This is a genomic window from Streptomyces sp. NPDC048424 (assembly GCF_040651555.1).
In the GTDB taxonomy this organism is placed as follows: domain Bacteria; phylum Actinomycetota; class Actinomycetes; order Streptomycetales; family Streptomycetaceae; genus Streptomyces.
The window spans coordinates 255,400-271,115 of sequence record NZ_JBEZKE010000003.1 but is presented as its reverse complement, the minus strand read 5'-3'; the positions used below and the strand labels follow the sequence as shown (position 1 = coordinate 271,115).

General features: G+C 72.3%; 12 protein-coding genes. 5 read left to right on the top strand and 7 right to left on the bottom strand.

Going from position 1 to position 15,716, the window contains the following annotated elements:
• Positions 1-4 precede the first annotated feature (4 nt).
• Positions 5-901: an oxygenase MpaB family protein gene (locus AB0D29_RS06045; RefSeq protein WP_362852364.1), complete on the bottom strand. Its 897-nt coding sequence runs from the start codon at positions 899-901 to the stop codon at positions 5-7.
• 128 nt (positions 902-1,029) lie between these two features.
• On the opposite strand from AB0D29_RS06045, the gene sph reads away from it, so the two are divergent.
• Positions 1,030-2,019, top strand: coding sequence for a sphingomyelin phosphodiesterase (gene sph / locus AB0D29_RS06040; protein ID WP_362852363.1), 990 nt, complete (start codon positions 1,030-1,032; stop codon positions 2,017-2,019).
• Between the two features lie 56 nt (positions 2,020-2,075).
• On the opposite strand, the gene AB0D29_RS06035 is transcribed toward sph, so the two are convergent.
• On the bottom strand, positions 2,076-3,917 hold the full coding sequence (locus tag AB0D29_RS06035; protein WP_362852362.1) for an AMP-dependent synthetase/ligase: 1,842 nt from the start codon (positions 3,915-3,917) through the stop codon (positions 2,076-2,078).
• A gap of 85 nt (positions 3,918-4,002) precedes the next feature.
• On the opposite strand from AB0D29_RS06035, the gene AB0D29_RS06030 reads away from it, so the two are divergent.
• Together AB0D29_RS06030 and AB0D29_RS06025 are read left to right on the top strand one after the other, a co-directional pair.
• On the top strand, positions 4,003-4,728 hold the full coding sequence (locus AB0D29_RS06030; RefSeq protein WP_362852361.1) for a MerR family transcriptional regulator: 726 nt from the start codon (positions 4,003-4,005) through the stop codon (positions 4,726-4,728).
• Between the two features lie 58 nt (positions 4,729-4,786).
• Positions 4,787-5,368 carry a 1,4-alpha-glucan branching protein gene (locus AB0D29_RS06025; RefSeq protein WP_362852360.1) on the top strand — a complete coding sequence of 194 codons (582 nt, stop codon included), beginning with the start codon at positions 4,787-4,789 and terminating at the stop codon, positions 5,366-5,368.
• Positions 5,369-5,431: 63 nt separating this feature from the next.
• Here the strand turns inward: AB0D29_RS06025 and AB0D29_RS06020 are convergent, their stop codons facing one another.
• From AB0D29_RS06020 to AB0D29_RS06000, 5 genes are read right to left on the bottom strand one after another with little or no spacing between them, the layout of a single operon-like run.
• A complete protein-coding gene (locus AB0D29_RS06020; protein ID WP_362852359.1) occupies positions 5,432-7,603 on the bottom strand; it encodes a 3-hydroxyacyl-CoA dehydrogenase NAD-binding domain-containing protein in 2,172 nt (723 codons plus the stop codon).
• Between the two features lie 53 nt (positions 7,604-7,656).
• Positions 7,657-8,871, bottom strand: coding sequence for an acetyl-CoA C-acetyltransferase (locus AB0D29_RS06015; RefSeq protein ID WP_362852358.1), 1,215 nt, complete (start codon positions 8,869-8,871; stop codon positions 7,657-7,659).
• A gap of 47 nt (positions 8,872-8,918) precedes the next feature.
• The gene (locus tag AB0D29_RS06010; protein WP_362852357.1) at positions 8,919-10,061 is read right to left on the bottom strand and encodes an acyl-CoA dehydrogenase family protein; all 1,143 of its coding nucleotides are present in this window, start codon (positions 10,059-10,061) and stop codon (positions 8,919-8,921) included.
• Positions 10,062-10,072: 11 nt separating this feature from the next.
• Positions 10,073-11,098, bottom strand: a complete 1,026-nt coding sequence (locus tag AB0D29_RS06005; protein WP_362852356.1) for an LLM class F420-dependent oxidoreductase — start codon at positions 11,096-11,098, stop codon at positions 10,073-10,075.
• Positions 11,098-12,249, bottom strand: a complete 1,152-nt coding sequence (locus tag AB0D29_RS06000; RefSeq protein ID WP_362852355.1) for a CaiB/BaiF CoA-transferase family protein — start codon at positions 12,247-12,249, stop codon at positions 11,098-11,100. Before AB0D29_RS06000 ends, AB0D29_RS06005 begins: the two co-directional genes overlap by 1 nt.
• A 319-nt stretch (positions 12,250-12,568) precedes the next feature.
• Here AB0D29_RS06000 and AB0D29_RS05995 point away from each other — a divergent pair, with 319 nt between their 5' ends.
• Together AB0D29_RS05995 and AB0D29_RS05990 are read left to right on the top strand one after the other, a co-directional pair.
• Complete coding sequence (locus tag AB0D29_RS05995) at positions 12,569-14,200, top strand: hypothetical protein (protein ID WP_362852354.1); 1,632 nt, start codon at positions 12,569-12,571, stop codon at positions 14,198-14,200.
• Positions 14,201-14,390: 190 nt separating this feature from the next.
• Positions 14,391-15,590 carry a saccharopine dehydrogenase NADP-binding domain-containing protein gene (locus AB0D29_RS05990; RefSeq protein WP_362852353.1) on the top strand — a complete coding sequence of 400 codons (1,200 nt, stop codon included), beginning with the start codon at positions 14,391-14,393 and terminating at the stop codon, positions 15,588-15,590.
• The last annotated feature ends 126 nt before the right edge of the window (positions 15,591-15,716 follow it).

The following is a 15,716-nucleotide window of genomic DNA, read 5'->3' as shown; positions in this document are numbered from 1 at the left end:
CCCGTCAGCGGGCGGCGGCGCGCCATCGGGCGCGCGCCGCCCGCGCGATGGGCAGGTAGCGCAGCCGCTCCGGCAGCAGGGGTACGAGGAGCCGCAGGGCCGTGCTGAACCTGCGGAGCCTGCGCTCCTGGGCCGGGCTCCATTCCAGTCCGAGGGCGGCCCGCGCCTCGGGCGGCATGTACCCGACGGTGACGAAGGCCCGCAGGTGCAGGAAGGCCGCCCGCAGGGCGGGCCAGGTGAGCCGCAGCAACAGGCGTACGGCGAAGGATCCGGACTCGGGCCGCGGCAGCGGCACATCGGTGGCGATCAGCTCGCGGGCGACCTTGGTGGGCTCTATCTCCTCGGCCAGCATCCGGCCCCAGTACGTCCAGTACTCCTCGATGCTCTGCGGCATGTCCCGGTCGTGGATGCCGAGGATCCGGCCCACCTGCAGCCATTCCCGGTAGAGCTGCCGCTCCTGGGCGGGGGTGAAGCGGCGCAGCAGGTAGCGCCCGGCGTACAGGTAGACGGGGAAGCCGGTGGCGTGCACCCAGGAGTAGCAGGCGGGGTCGAGGGAGTGGTAGCGCCGGCCGCGGGTGTCGGTGCCCTGGATCTCCTTGTGCAGGCGGCGGACCCGGCGGCCCTCCTCGGCGGCTTCCTCCCCGCCGTACACCCACAGCTGGACCGAGCGCAGCGAGCGCTCGCCGCGGCCCCAGGGGTCGGTGCGGAAGACGGAGTACTGGTCGACGCCGGCCCCGATCGCGGGGTGGGCGACCTGCAGGGTGAAGGCGGCGGGCAGCATCAGCAGGGCCCGGACGTCGCCGGCGATGGTCCACAGCACCCCGCCCGGGGGCGGCGGCTCGGGGTCGGTGCGGGGGCGCGCGGGGCGGCTTTCGGATGCGTGGGCTGCCGTTCTTTCCATGTCACCAGTATGCGAGAGCCAGATGGCCCCGCGCCGGACAGAAAGTCGCTGCACGGGTGTTACCCAGAGGTAACCGTGGCTGCTTGGATGACGGAGCCGATCTTCCCGCAGGAATGATGGAGTCCCCTATGCCGCAGAACTCCCCCCGTCGCCACCGTGCCGCCGCGGCGGCCGTAGCGGCGGTCGCCGCCGGCGCCCTGGCCGCCACCTCCGCGCCCGCCGCCACGGCCGCGGAGGGCGCCGCCGCCCCGCGGCTCAGCGTCCTGTCGTACAACGTGTTCCTGATGAGCAAGAACCTGTATCCGAACTGGGGCCAGGACCACCGGGCCGCGGAGATCCCCAAGGCCTCCTTCTACCAGGGCCACGACGTGGTGGTGCTCCAGGAGGCCTTCGACAACGGCGCGTCGGACGCGCTGAAGGCCAACTCGGCGGCGCAGTACCCGTACCAGACCCCGGTCGTCGGCCGCAGCAAGAGCGGCTGGGACGCCACGGGCGGCGCCTACTCCTCCACCACCCCGGAGGACGGCGGCGTCACGGTCCTGAGCAAGTGGCCGATCGTCCGCAAGGAGCAGGTGGTCTACAAGGACGCCTGCGGCGCCGACTGGTGGTCCAACAAGGGCTTCGCCTACGTGGTGCTGAACGTGAACGGCGCGAAGGTGCACGTGGTCGGCACGCACGCCCAGTCCACCGACCCGGGCTGCGGCGCGGGCGAGGCGGCGGACATGCGCGCCCGCCAGTTCCGCGCGATCGACGCCTTCCTCGACGGGAAGAACATCCCGGCGAACGAGCAGGTCATCGTGGCGGGCGACCTGAACGTCGACTCGCGCACGCCCGAGTACGCCGCCCTGCTCGCCAACACCGACCTGGCGGGCTCCGACACGCGCACGGGCCACCCGTACTCCTTCGACACCGCCCAGAACTCGATAGCGAACTACCGCTACCCGACCGACCCGCGCGAGGACCTGGACTACGTCCTCTACCGCAAGGGCAATGCCCGTCCCGCGGGCTGGGAGAACAACGTGGTCAAGGAGCAGTCGGCGCCCTGGACGGTCTCCAGCTGGGGCACCTCCTACACCTACACCAACCTCTCCGACCACTACCCGCTGATCGGCCGCTAGCGGCCGCGCACCGCACCCGGTCCGTCCCCCCGGGTGCGGTGCGCCGGCTCAGCCCGTCACGGAGCCTCGTACGGCTCCTCGTACAGTCCGTCGATCAGTGCCCCGTACTTGTCGCGGATCACCCGGCGGCGGAGCTTGAGCGAGGGCGTGAGCTCGCCGCTGTCGGGACCCCACTCCCCGGTCAGCAGCCGGTACCGCTTGATCTGCTCGGTCCGGTTGAGCCGGGCGTTGGCCGCCTCGACCGCGCGGGCGATCTCCTCCCGGACGGCCGGGTGCGCGGCGAGCTCGGCCGGGGAGGCGGCCTCGATGCCCCGGGCGGCGGCCCAGACCGGGGCCAGTTCGGGGTCCAGGACCAGCAGGGCGACGAGGTAGGACCGGCCGTCGCCGTGGACCAGGGCCTGGCCGATCAGCGGGTGCTCCTTGACCGTGTTCTCCACCAGCGCCGGCGAGACGTTCTTGCCGTTCGAGGTGATGATCAGTTCCTTCTTGCGGTCGGTCAGCCAGAGGAACCCGTCCTCGTCGAGCCGGCCCACGTCCCCGGTGGGGAACCAGCCCTCGGCGTCGGACGCGCTCTCCACCGTGCCGTCCGGCCGCAGATAGCCGCCGAAGACGGTCGCGCCGCGGGTGAGGATCTCCCCGTCCTCGGCGAGCCTCAGCTCCAGCCCCTCGATCGGGCGGCCCACCGAGCCGAGCCGGAAGCGGTCCGGGCTGTTGACCGTGCACACGCCCGCAGTCTCGGTGAGCCCCCAGGCGTCCATGATCGTGATGCCCCAGCCGGCCCAGAAGCGGACCACGTCGATCGGCATCGGCGCGGTGGCACTGGCCGTCCACATCAGGCGGTCCAGGCCCGCCATCCGCAGCAGCGGGTCCAGCACCTGCTCCTTCGCCCCGGCGTACGAGGCTTCGAGCGCGGCCGGCACCTCCTCGCCCCGCTCCTGGTGGCCGGCCCGGGCGCGGGCCAGGTCGTTCGCGGCCTCGATGGCCGTGCGCTGGGCCTCGGGCAGCTGCGCGAGGACCGCGCGGACCGAGGCGGCGAGCTTCTCCCACACGCGCGGCACGCCGAAGAACTGGACCGGGTGCAGTTCGCGGACCGCCCCCGCCACGGCGGTGGGGTCGGCGCACAGCCGTACGTGCGCGGCCCGCAGCAGGGGCAGGTAGATGCCGAGGACCCGCTCGGCGATGTGCGCGAAGGGCAGGTAGCAGAGGTGCTCGGCGTGCTCGGGCAGCTCGACGTGCCGGTCGAGGCGGATCGCCTGGAGCATGAGGTTGCGGTGGGTGAGCCGCACGCCCTTGGGGTCGCCGGTGGTCCCGGAGGTGTAGACGACGGTCAGCGGGTCCTCGGGGCGCGTCTCCTGCCAGGCCTTCTCGAAGGCGTCGGCGCGGTGCAGCCGGGCCCCGCCCGCGTGCAGGGAGCCGTACGTGGAGTGCCCGCCCGCGTCGGCCGCCTCGGCCACGACGAGGCGCTCCAGCGGAACGGTCGCGTCGGCCAGCAGCGGCTCCCACCGCCGCAGTTCGCGGGCGCCCTCGACGACGGCGACCCTGGCCCGGCTGTGGCGGGCGATGTGGGCGATCTGCTCGGGCGCGGAGGTCCCGTACACGGTGACGGGCACGGCGCCGAGGTGGACGAGGGCGAGGTCGCTGAGCCAGTGCTCGGGACGGTTGCCCATCATCATCAGGACGTGCTCGCCGCGCTCGACCCCGAGGGCGGCGTAGCCGGAGGCGAGGACGGCCACCTTGCGGCGGACCTCGCTCCAGGTGAGGGTCGTCCACTCGGCGGAGCCGGGGCCCGCGCGCCACGAGAGGGCGGGGAGGTCCCCGTGCTCGGCGGCGTTGCGGGCCAGCAGGGCGGGGAAGGTGATCTCTTCGGGTCGTCCGGGCAGTCGCAGATTCGTGGTCATGGGCAGCTCCTGGCCGTTTCACATCGTTGGTGCGACAGCAATACTGTTGAACCCAAGCTGTGGAGCAGAGAGCGAGGCGCAGACGATGGCCGACCAGGCAACCGAGCCGATGCTCACCGTCGACGAGCTGGCGGCCAGGGCGGGTGTCACCGTGCGCACCGTACGGTTCTACAGCACCCGCGGGCTTTTGCCCCCTCCCGTGATCGGCCCTCGTCGGGTCGGCCACTACGGGCCGGAGCACCTGTCCCGGCTGGCCCTGATCGAGGAGCTGCAGCACCAGGGCATGACCCTGTCCGCCATCGAGCGCTATCTGGACGCGCTGCCCGACGACCTGAGCGCCCACGACCTGGCGATCCACCGGGCGATGGTGGCCAGTTGGGCTCCGGACGCGGCCCAGGAGGTCTCGCGCGAGGAGCTGGAGAAGCGGGCCGGGCGGGGCCTGTCGGACACCGACGTGCGGCGGCTGACGGCGATGAACGTGCTCGCCGCCTCGGGCGACGGGTTCCGGGTGGACGTGGGGCTGCTGCGGCTGGGGGTCGCGCTGCTCGACGTACCGATCGCGCACGAGACGATCCTGGCGGCGCGCAGGGTGCTGATGGAGCACACCAGGTCGGCCGCGCACGAGCTGACGGCCCTGTTCCGGGACGAGGTGTGGGGACCGTTCACGCGCGACGAGAGCGATCCGGAGCGGGTGGAGTCGATGAAGGCGCTGTCGGCGCACATGCAGCCGATGGTGGTCCAGGCCCTGGTGACGGCCTTCCAGCGGTCGCTGAAGGAGGAGCTGAAGGCGGCGTTCGCCCCGGAGGCGTGACGCCCCGCAGCCCCAGCGGTTCGCCCAACAGGGCTCCCCACCAGGTAGGTTCGCCGTCATGGCGATCATCCACAAGACCACGATGAGCCCCGGCAAGCTGGAGCTGCTTGCCGCGTGGCTGCCGGCCCAGCCCTGGTACCTGCCCACCGGACGGCCGCCGGTCCTGGCCCGCGCGGGCGGTTTCCGGCTCGACGACCCCGAGGGCGAGGTGGGCATCGAGTTCATGGTGGTCACCGACACCTCCGGCGGGGAGCCGACGGCGTACCACGTGCCGCTCACCTACCGCGGCGCGCCGCTGGCGGGCGCCGAGGCGGCCCTGGTCGGCACCACCGAGCACGGCGTCCTGGGACGCCGCTGGGTGTACGACGGGCCGCACGACCCGGTGCTGACGGCGCAGCTGCTCGCGCTGTTCCAGGGCAGCGCCCAGCCGCAGGCGCAGAGCCTGAGCGACACCCCGGACCCCACCGTCACCGCGCGGTACGACGGACCGGAGCCGACGGGCGCCGACGCGCTCACCGTGACGCGCGTGCTCGGGGAGGCGGCACCGGCGGCCGAGCCCCTCGGCGAGGTCACCGCGGGCTGGACCGGCCCGGACGGGACCGCGCACCGGGGCGTGTTCGCGTCCCTCGCCGTGCGCTGACCCCGCCGTGCCCGCGGTCCCGGGGCGGCAACCGCCCCGGGACCGCGGTACGCCGCCGTGCGCTCAGTCGCTGTACGTCTCGCCGCGCTCGGCCTTCTCCACGAGGGAGGCGGGCGGGGTGAAGCGCTCGCCGTACTGGGCGGCCAGCTCACGGGAGCGGGCGACGAAGCCCGGCAGACCGCCCTCGTAGCCGTTGATGTACTGGATCACGCCGCCGGTCCAGGCCGGGAAGCCGATGCCCATGATGGAGCCGATGTTGGCGTCGGCGATCGAGGTGAGGACGCCCTCGTCGAGGCAGCGGACGGTGTCCAGGGCCTCGGAGAAGAGCATCCGCTCCTTCATGTCGGTGAACGGGATGTCGGCATCCGGCTTGGCGAAGTGCTCGCGCAGGCCCGGCCAGATGCCGGCGCGCTTGCCCGCCTCGTCGTACGCGTAGAAGCCGGCCCCGCCGCTGCGGCCCGGGCGGCCGAACTCGTCGACCATCCGGTCGATGACGGTGTCGGCGGGGTGCTCGGTCCAGGTCCGGCCCTCGGCCTCGACGGCCTTGCGGGTCTCGTTGCGGATCTTGCGCGGCAGGGTGAGGGTGAGCTCGTCCATCAGCGAGAGCACCTTGGCCGGGTAGCCGGCCTGGGCGGCGGCCTGCTCGATCGAGGCGGGCTCGATGCCCTCGCCGACCATGGCCACGCCCTCGTTGATGAACTGGCCGATGACGCGCGAGGTGAAGAAGCCGCGCGAGTCGTTGACCACGATCGGGGTCTTGTTGATCTGGCGGACCAGGTCGAAGGCCCGGGCGATGGCCTCGTCGCCGGTCTGCTCCCCCTTGATGATCTCGACGAGCGGCATCTTGTCGACGGGCGAGAAGAAGTGCAGCCCGATGAAGTCGACGGGCCGCTTCACGCCCTGCGCGAGGCCGGAGATCGGCAGGGTGGAGGTGTTGGAGCACAGCAGCGCGTCGGGCGCGATGACGTCCTGGATCTCCTGGAACACCTTGTGCTTGAGGGCGGTGTCCTCGAAGACGGCCTCGATGACGGCGTCGCAGCCCGCCAGGTCGGCGGCGTCCGCGGTCGGGGTGATGCGGGCGAGCAGCTCGGTGCGCTGGGCCTCGGTGCTCCGGCCGCGGGAGACGGCCTTGTCGAGGAGCTTCTCGGAGTACGCCTTGCCCTTGGCGGCGGCCTCGGCGCTGACGTCCTTCAGCACCACCTCGATGCCCGCGCGGGCGCAGGTGTACGCGATGCCCGCGCCCATCATCCCGGCGCCGAGGACGGCGACCTTGGTGACCTTGCGGGGCGCGACGCCCTGCGGGCGGCTGCGGCCGGCGTTGACGGCCTGCAGGTCGAAGAAGAACGCCTGGATCATGTTCTTCGCGGTCTGCCCGGTGACCAGCTCGGTGAAGTAGCGGGCCTCGATGGTCAGCGCGGTCTCGAAGTCCACCTGGGCGCCCTCGACGGCGCAGGCCAGGATGTTGCGCGGGGCCGGGTACGGGGCACCGTTCAGCTGCTTCTTCAGGTTGGCCGGGAAGGCCGGGAGGTTCGCGGCGAACCGCGGGTTGGACGGCGTACCGCCCGGGATCTTGTAGCCGGGTACGTCCCAGGGCTGCTTCGACTCGGGGTTCGCGTCGATGAAGGCGCGGGCCTTGGCGAGCATGTCCTCGGGGCTCTCGGCCAGTTCGTGGACCAGGCCGTTCTCCAGGGCGCGCTTCGGGTTGTACTGGGTGCCCTGGAGCAGCACCTTGAGCAGCGCGTCGGCGATGCCCATCAGGCGGACGGTTCGGGTGACGCCGCCGCCGGCCGGGAGGAGGCCGAGGGTGACTTCGGGCAGGCCGATCTTGGAGCCGGGGGCGTCGAGGGCCACGCGGTGGTGGGAGGCGAGGCAGATCTCGTAACCGCCGCCCAGGGCCGCGCCGTTGATCGCGGCGACCACGGGCTTGCCGAGGGTCTCGATGCGGCGCAGCGAGCGCTTGATGGCGGTGCCGGTGTCGAAGGCGAGCTGCGCGTGCTCGGGGCGCAGCCGGATCATGTCCTTGAGGTCGCCGCCCGCGAAGAAGGTCTTCTTGGCGGAGGTGTAGATGATGCCGCGGATGGAGTCCTTCTCGGCCTCGGCGCGGTCGGCGATCGCCGCGATGGAGTCCTTGAAGGCCTGGTTCATCGTGTTCGCGGACTGGTCGGGGTCGTCGAGGACGAGGGTGACGACGCCGGTCTCGTCCTGTTCCCAGCGGATCGTGGTGGACTCGCTCATGGTCACTGCTTTCGTGTCGGTCCGTGCGGAGGAGGGTCTGGGGACAGGACGGTTCAGAGGCGTTCGACGATGGTGGCGACGCCCATGCCGCCGCCGACGCAGAGGGTGACGAGGCCGTAGCGCTTGTCCTGGCGCTCCAGCTCGTCGACGATCGTGCCGAGGATCATCGCGCCGGTGGCGCCGAGCGGGTGGCCGAGCGCGATGGCGCCGCCGTTGACGTTGACCTTGTCGAGGGACAGGCCCATGTCCTTGACGAAGCGCAGCACGACGCCGGCGAACGCCTCGTTGATCTCGACCAGGTCGATGTCGTCGATGGTCAGTCCGGCCTTGGCTAGGGCCTTGCGGGTGGCGGGGGCGGGGCCGGTGAGCATGATGGTGGGCTCGGAGCCGGACACGGCGGCGGAGACGATCCGGGCGCGCGGGGTCAGCCCGTTGCGCTCGCCCGCCTCGCGGGAGCCGATCGCGACGAGCGAGGCGCCGTCGACGATGCCGGAGGAGTTGCCCGCGTGGTGGACGTGGTCGATCTTCTCGACCCAGTGGTACTTCTGCAGCGCGACGGCGTCGAAGCCGCCGAGCTCGCCGATGTCCGCGAAGGAGGGCTTCAGCTTGGCGAGGGTGTCGGCGGTGGTGCCGGGGCGGACGAACTCGTCGTGGTCCAGGACGACCAGGCCGTTGCGGTCGGTGACCGGGACGACCGACTTCGCGAAGCGGCCGTCCTTGATGGCGGCGGCGGCGCGCTCCTGCGAGAGGGCGGCGTACTCGTCCACGTCGCGCCGGGAGAATCCCTCGATGGTGGCGATCAGGTCGGCGCCGATGCCCTGCGGGACGAAGTTGACGTCCCAGTTCGTCATCGGGTCGTTGAACCAGGCGCCGCCGTCCGAGGCCATCGGGACGCGGGACATGGACTCCACGCCGCCCGCGAGGACCAGGTCCTCCCAGCCGGAACGGACCTTGGCGGCGGCCAGGTTGACGGCCTCCAGGCCGGAGGCACAGAAGCGGTTCTCCTGTACGCCGGCCACCGTGTCCGGGAGGCCCGCGGCGATGGCCGCGATCCGGGCGATGTCGGAGCCCTGGTCGCCGACCGGGCCGACGACGCCGAGCACGATGTCGTCGATGGTGGCGGGGTCCAGGCCGGGGTTGCGCTCGCGCAGGGCGTCGATGAGACCGACGACCAGATCGATCGGCTTGGTGCCGTGCAGGGAGCCATTGGCCTTGCCGCGGCCGCGCGGGGTGCGGATCGCGTCGTATACGTAAGCTTCGGTGCTCACTGGTCAAGCCTTTCGGAGTGTTCTGGGCGGAAGGGTTCCGGGGAGGTTCAGCCGAGGAGGGAGCGGCCGATGATCTCTTTCATGATCTCGGTCGTGCCGCCGTAGATGGTCTGGATGCGGCCGTCGGTGAAGGCCCGCGCGACCCGGTATTCGGTCATGTATCCGTAGCCGCCGTGGAGTTGCAGACAGCGGTCGGCGACGCGCTTCTGCAGCTCGGTGGCCCACCACTTGGCCATCGAGGCGTGCACGTGGTCCAGTTCGCCGTTCGAGTGGTCGGTGATGCACCGGTCGAGGAAGGTCCGGGTGACCGCGACCTCGGTGGCCATCTCCGCGATCTCGAAGCGGATGTGCTGGAGCTTGGAGAGCGGACGTCCGAAGGCCTCCCGCTCCTTCACGTACCGCGTGGTGATCTCCAGCAGGTGCTCGGCGGCGGCGATGCCGGCCATCGCGATGCCCATCCGCTCCTGCGCGAGATTGGTCATCAGGTGGACGAAGGCCCCGTTCAGCTCGCCGAGCAGGTTCTGCTTCGGGACGCGGACGTCGGTGAAGAACAGCTCGGCGGTGTCCTGGGACTTCTGGCCGATCTTGTCGAGGTTGCGGCCGCGCTCGAAACCCTCCGCGCCGCGCTCGACGACCAGCAGCGACAGTCCGTGCGCCCCGCCCTCGGGGGTGGTCTTGGCGACCACGATCACCAGGTCGGCGAGGATGCCGTTGGAGATGAAGGTCTTGGAGCCGTTCAGCACCCAGTGGTCACCGCGGTCCTCGGCGGTGGTCCGGATCCCCTGGAGGTCGGAGCCCGCCCCCGGCTCGGTCATCGCGATGGCGGTGATGGTCTCCCCGGAGCAGAATCCGGGCAGCCAGCGGCGCTTCTGCTCCTCGGTGGCGAGCGAGGTCAGGTACGGGCCGATGATGTCGTTGTGCAGGCCGATGGCCAGCCCCGGGGCGCCCGCGCGGGTGAACTCCTCCGCGATCACGGCGGCGTAGCGGAAGTCGGTGTTCCCGCCGCCGCCGTACTCCTCGGGGACGGCGAGGCCCAGCAGCCCCTGGCGGCCCGCGGCCCGCCAGGCCTCGCGGCTGACGATGCCGTCCTTCTCCCACTGCTCGTAGTGCGGCAGCACCTCCTTGGTGAGGAAGGTGCGCACGGTCTCGCGGAACGCCTCGTGGTCGGCGTCGAAGATCTGGCGTTTCATCGGTCGGCTCCCTAAAGCCAGTTCTTGACGGTTTCGATCAGCCGGGCCGGCTCGGGCCCGACGGGAGTGACGTTGAGCATGGTGACGCCCGCCTCCCGGAAGGCCTCGACGCGCTCGCGCACGTAGCCCTCGGGCCCGCACAGGGTCATCAGCTCGCAGAACTCGTCCGGGACGGCCGCGGCCGCGTCGCGCTTGCGGCCGGAGAGGTAGAGCTCCTGGATCTCGCGGGCCTCCTCCTCGTAGCCGTAGGCCACGGCGAGGTCGTTGTAGAAGTTCTTGCCGACCGCTCCCATGCCGCCGACGTACAGGGCGATCTGCGGGCGCGCGAGGTCCCGTACGGCGGCCGCGTCCTCGCCGATGGCGAGCAGGCCCCCGGCGACGGTCTGGAGCGGGCCGAGCTCCGGCGCCCGCTTGGCCGCGCCCTCGGCGAGGGGCCCGCCCCACACCGCGCCGGCCTTCTCCGGGATGAACAGGGTCGGCAGCCAGCCGTCGGCGATCTCGGCGGTCATCCGCACGTTGGCCGGGCCGAGCGAGGCGATGTAGACGGGGACCGCGTCGCGCACCGGCCGGGTGAGGATCTTCAGGGGCTTGCCGAGCCCGCTGCCCCGCTCCGGGGGCAGCGGCATGTCGGTGATGCCGTGGTGGTCGATCGTCTCGCGGCGCCAGATGCGGCGGCACAGCTCGACGGTCTCGCGGGTCCGGCCGAGCGGCTTGTCGTACGGCTTCCCGTGCCAGCCCTCGACGACCTGCGGGCCGGAGGCGCCGAGGCCGAGCAGGGCCCGGCCGCCGGAGAGCGCGTCCAGGCCGGCGGCGGTCTGGGCGATGAGGCCGGGGGTGCGCGAGTAGACGTTGAGGATGGCCGAGCCGATCTTCATGCGCTCGGTGCGGGCGGCCAGGTAGCCCATGATCGTCGGGGAGTCGAAACCCCAGGCCTCGGCCACCCACACGGCGTCGAGCCCGGCCGTCTCCAGCTCGGCCGCCCGGTCCGCCGCCTGCCGCGGGTCACCGGCGTAGTCGAGCATCATCGACAGTTCCATCAGACGTCCTTCGGGAGCAGGGCCGGTACGTCCCAGTCGGCGGCCACGGATTCGGTGTGCGCCCCCGGCTGGGCCGGGCCGCCGGTGACGGCGGCGGGGGTCGCGGAGAAGCGGGGCGCCGGCGCGGGCTGGGTGATCCCGCCGAACTCGGTGAAGGTGGCGCGGGCGGCCAGGTGCGGGTGGTGCGGGGCCTCGCGCAGCGAGAGCACGGGCGCCACGCAGGCGTCGGTGCCGTCGAAGACCGCCGTCCACTCCTCGCGCGTACGGGTCCTGAAGCGTGCGGCGACCACCTCGCGCAGCTCGCCCCAGCGGGCGAGGTCCTTGCGGGCCGGGGCCCGGTCCGCGATGCCGAGGAGCTCCACGAAGGTGTCGTAGAACTGCTGCTCCAGCGCGCCGACCGCCATGTACCCGCCGTCGGAGGTCTCGTAGGTGCCGTAGAAGGGGCAGCCGCCGTCGAGCAGGTTGGCCCCGCGGCGGTCCTGCCAGCCGCCGGCCGCCATCATCCCGTGGATCATGGCGGTGAGGTGGGCGGTGCCGTCGACGATGGCCGCGTCGACGACCTGGCCGGTGCCGGTGGTCCGGGCGTGCTGGAGGGCGGCGAGGAGCCCGATCACCAGGTAGAGCGAGCCGCCCGCGTAGTCCCCGACCAGGTTGGCGGGGACGGCCGGCGGCTCCCCCGGGTTGCCGATCATGCCGAGGGCGCCGGTGACGGCGATGTACGCGATGTCGTGCCCGGCGCTCTGCGCGAGCGGGCCCTCCTGGCCCCAGCCGGTCATCCGCCCGTAGACGAGCTTCGGGTTGCGGGCGTGGCAGTCGGCCGGGCCGACGCCGAGCCGTTCGGCGACCCCGGGGCGGAACCCCTCGACGAGGACGTCGGCCCGCTCGACCAGGTCCAGGACGAGGGCGGGCCCGTCGGCGGACTTCAGGTCGACCAGGACGGAGCGCTTGCCGCGGTTGGTGAGGTCGTAGGCCGGGTCGACCGCGAGCCCGCCGCCGCCGGGCCGGTCCACCCGTACGACGTCCGCGCCCAGGTCGGCGAGGAGCATGGCGGCGAACGGTCCGGGGCCGATGCCCGCCAGCTCGACGACGCGCAGTCCGGCGAGCGGGCCCCGCCCGCGCGCGTCCCCGCCGCCGTTGCCTGTCACTGCCATCGAGCCCCCAGCGTCTGTTGTCCGTGGATGGTGTCCGTGGTGTGCGGCTGTGTGACACAACTGATGTAACACCGGTGATGCTAGGAACGTGTTCCACCGAGCACAAGCCCCCGGACGGCGCTCGGCCGGTATCGGTCGGCCCCTGATGTTTGGATCGGCGAAAGCGAGGCCAAGATGTAGGGCCACCCCCCTGATCAATCGCCGTGCGGCTGTGTACTCTGAACACGCTTTCGAACTTGTTCAAGCGTTCAACCAGAAATATGGGGGGCCGGTGCGCAGTCGCCGACTTGTAATTTCCGCTGCCGCAATCGCAGCAGGCGTGGGTCTCATCCCGGGCGTGGCGCAGGCCGACCCGGCCCAGCCCGACGCTCACGGTGCGACCGTTCCCGACCTGGACCTGGGCAAGGCCAAGGGTTCCAAGTCGAAGGGTCACACCTTCACCAGCCCCGCCGAGCGCTCGGTCCGCAAGGCCCTGCCCGCCGGGAAGGCCGGGGCGGCCGCCGCTCCGCAGGCGCAGTCCGTCGCCGCCAACCCCGACCTCGCGGTCGGTGTGTACGCCTACGGCACCACGGCGCACGGGGTCGAGCTGGACACCGTCATCACGAGCGCCCCCAGCGCCCTCGAGGTCACCATCGCCTGGGGCGACGGCAAGACGGACGTGCTGAGCGCGTCCGGCGACACCACGCTGACCACGCCGCACACCTACGCCGAGGTCGGCTCCTACACGGTCAAGGTCACCGTCAAGGACACCGCCAACGCCGTGTCGGCCGTGAACGAGGTCGTGTTCGTCACCCAGGGCTCGGACTTCACCCCGTACGCGCCCACCCGCCTCCTCGACACCCGCGACGGGACCGGCGCCGCCAAGGGCAAGGTCGCCCCGTACGGCTCCACCCGCGTGAAGGTCGGCGGCAACGGCACGATCCCCGCCGGGGTCACCGCCGTGGTCCTCAACATCACGGTCACCAACACCACGACCGCCGGACACATCACGGCGTTCCCCGAGGGCACCGACCGTCCGACCACGTCGAACGTCAACTTCAAGGCCGGCCAGACCGTCCCGAACCTGGTCATCGTGCCCGTCGGCAAGAACGGCTACGTCGAGCTGGCCAACCGCGGCGGCCAGTCGGTCGACCTGATCGCGGACGTCACGGGCTACTTCAGCTCCACCGCGTCCAGCGGCTACACCCCGATCACCCCGTCCCGCTTCGTCGACACCCGCGAGGGCCTCGGCACGGTCAAGGGCCAGCTCGGCGGGCGCAAGACCTTCTCCACCCAGATCGGCGGCCTGCGCGGCGTGCCCCAGGGCATCACCGCCGTGGCCCTCAACGTGACCGTCACCAACCCGAAGGAGGCCGGCCACCTGTCGGTCTTCCCGGGCGGCGGCGCCACCCCCACCGCGTCCAACCTGAACTTCACCCCCGGCCAGACGATCGCCAACTCGGTCATCGTGCCCGTCGGCGCGGACGGCAAGATCAGCGTCTTCAACGGCGCCTGGGCGGGCACCGACGTCGTCGTCGACGTCGTCGGCTACTACAGCAAGGACAGCACGAGCGCCTTCATACCGCTCGAGCCGGAGCGCCTGCTCGACACCCGCGACGCGGCGACCTGGGCCTGGGGCCCGCTGGGCGCCCGTAGCTACGTCTACATGCCGCTCTCGTACAACGCGCCGAGCATCACGGGCTTCGTGATGAACTCCACGGTCACGAACACGAACGGCGACGGGTTCCTCACGGTCACCCCGGACCCGAACTCGATGGACGACTACGACAACGGCACCGAGACCTGGCCGACGCCGCCCAACTCCTCGAACCTGAACTGGACGAAGGGCGACACCGTCCCGAACCTGGTCCAGGCGAGCACCGGAAGCAACGGCATCGTCGACTTCTGGAACCAGGGCTGGGAGGACATCGACCTCGTCGTCGACCTCTTCGGCCTGTACCAGCAGGGCTGATCCACCGACAGGTGGCACTCGCAGCGCCCCGGGCGCGGCCGCAAGGCCGTTCCCGGGGCGCTGTTCTCGTCAGGGGCGGTTCCCGTCGCACCTGCCCGCACGGGCGGCCGGGCGTCACGCTAGCCTCGGCCACCGGAACGACCAACGCCACCGACACCGACACACCGGCACCCACCCGGGAGGAGCGCTCATGAACGCACGGGTCCCGCAGGACCGGCCGGAACGGGCCTACGACGTCGTGCTCTTCGGCGCCACCGGGTTCGTGGGGGCGCTCACCGCCGAGTACCTGGCCGCCCACGCGCCCGCGGGCTGCCGGTGGGCGCTCGCCGGCCGGGACCTCGCGAAGCTGGAGCGGCTGCGCGAGCGGCTGGCCGCGATCGATCCGGCGTGCGCGCAGCTGCCGCTGCTGCGGGCGGACGCCGCCGACGCCGGGGCCCTGCGCGAGCTGGCCGCGTCCACCCGGGTGCTGGCCACGACCGTGGGGCCGTACGTCTGGTACGGGGCCGAGCTCGTGGCCGCCTGCGCCCGCGCGGGCACGGACTACGTGGACCTCACCGGCGAGCCGGAGTTCGTGGACCGGATGTACGTGGAGCACGACGCGCGGGCCCGGGAGACCGGTGCGCGCCTCGTCCACGCCTGCGGCTTCGACTCGATCCCGGCCGATCTGGGGGCGTACTTCACGGTCCGTCAGCTGCCGGAGGGCGTGCCGCTGACGGTCGACGGGTTCGTGCGGTCCAACGCCCTCTTCTCCGGCGGGACCCTGGCCTCCGCGCTGACCGCGCTGTCCCGCGGCCCCCAGACCCTGGCCGCCGCCCGGGAGCGCCGGCTGCACGAGCCCCGGCTGCTCGGGCGGCGGGCCCGCGGGCCGGCGGGCGCGCCGCGGTTCAGCCGGGAGACCGGCACCTGGGCGATGCCCCTGCCCACCCTGGACCCGCGGATCGTGGCCCGGTCGGCGGCCGCCCTGGAGCGGTACGGCCCGGACTTCCGCTACCGGCACTACGCCTCCGTCAAGCACCTCCCGGTCGCGGTCGGCGGTACGGCGGCGCTGGGCGCGACGGTGGCCCTGGCCCAGGTGCCGCAGGCCCGGCGGTGGCTGATGAGCCGCTGGGAGCCGGGCCTGGGGCCGGACGCGGAACGCCGCGCGCGCAGCTGGTTCAGCCTGCGGTTCGTGGGCGAGGGCGGCGGCCGACGGGTGCTCACCGAGGTGTCGGGCGGCGACCCGGGCTACGGGGAGACGGCGAAGATGCTGGCGGAGTCGGCGCTGTGCCTCGCCCACGACGCCCTGCCGGAGGCCGCCGGCCAGCTGACGACGGCCGTGGCGATGGGCGACGCCCTCCTCGACCGCCTGCAGAAGGCGGGGATCACCTTCCGGGTGGCCGACGCCCGCTGACGCCGCCGGGGCCGGGCCGGGCTTCGGGGGTGCCGGTTGTGCCGGGGGCGGGCGTGCGCCGGGGCGTCTCCTCGGGCACCGAACGTGACGAGGGGTCGGAGAGCTCGGCAGAAGTGCGTTCGACGC

Excerpts from the sequence above, each read along its gene's own strand:
- AB0D29_RS05990 (WP_362852353.1), top strand. The coding sequence starts at position 14,391 with ATGAACGCACGGGTCCCGCAGGACCGGCCGGAACGGGCCTACGACGTC.
- AB0D29_RS06005 (WP_362852356.1), bottom strand. The coding sequence starts at position 11,098 with ATGGAACTGTCGATGATGCTCGACTACGCCGGTGACCCGCGGCAGGCG.
- AB0D29_RS06010 (WP_362852357.1), bottom strand. The coding sequence starts at position 10,061 with ATGAAACGCCAGATCTTCGACGCCGACCACGAGGCGTTCCGCGAGACC.
- AB0D29_RS06035 (WP_362852362.1), bottom strand. The coding sequence starts at position 3,917 with ATGACCACGAATCTGCGACTGCCCGGACGACCCGAAGAGATCACCTTC.
- AB0D29_RS06025 (WP_362852360.1), top strand. The coding sequence starts at position 4,787 with ATGGCGATCATCCACAAGACCACGATGAGCCCCGGCAAGCTGGAGCTG.
- AB0D29_RS06020 (WP_362852359.1), bottom strand. The coding sequence starts at position 7,603 with ATGAGCGAGTCCACCACGATCCGCTGGGAACAGGACGAGACCGGCGTC.
- AB0D29_RS06045 (WP_362852364.1), bottom strand. The coding sequence starts at position 901 with ATGGAAAGAACGGCAGCCCACGCATCCGAAAGCCGCCCCGCGCGCCCC.
- AB0D29_RS06030 (WP_362852361.1), top strand. The coding sequence starts at position 4,003 with ATGGCCGACCAGGCAACCGAGCCGATGCTCACCGTCGACGAGCTGGCG.
- AB0D29_RS06000 (WP_362852355.1), bottom strand. The coding sequence starts at position 12,249 with ATGGCAGTGACAGGCAACGGCGGCGGGGACGCGCGCGGGCGGGGCCCG.
- sph (WP_362852363.1), top strand. The coding sequence starts at position 1,030 with ATGCCGCAGAACTCCCCCCGTCGCCACCGTGCCGCCGCGGCGGCCGTA.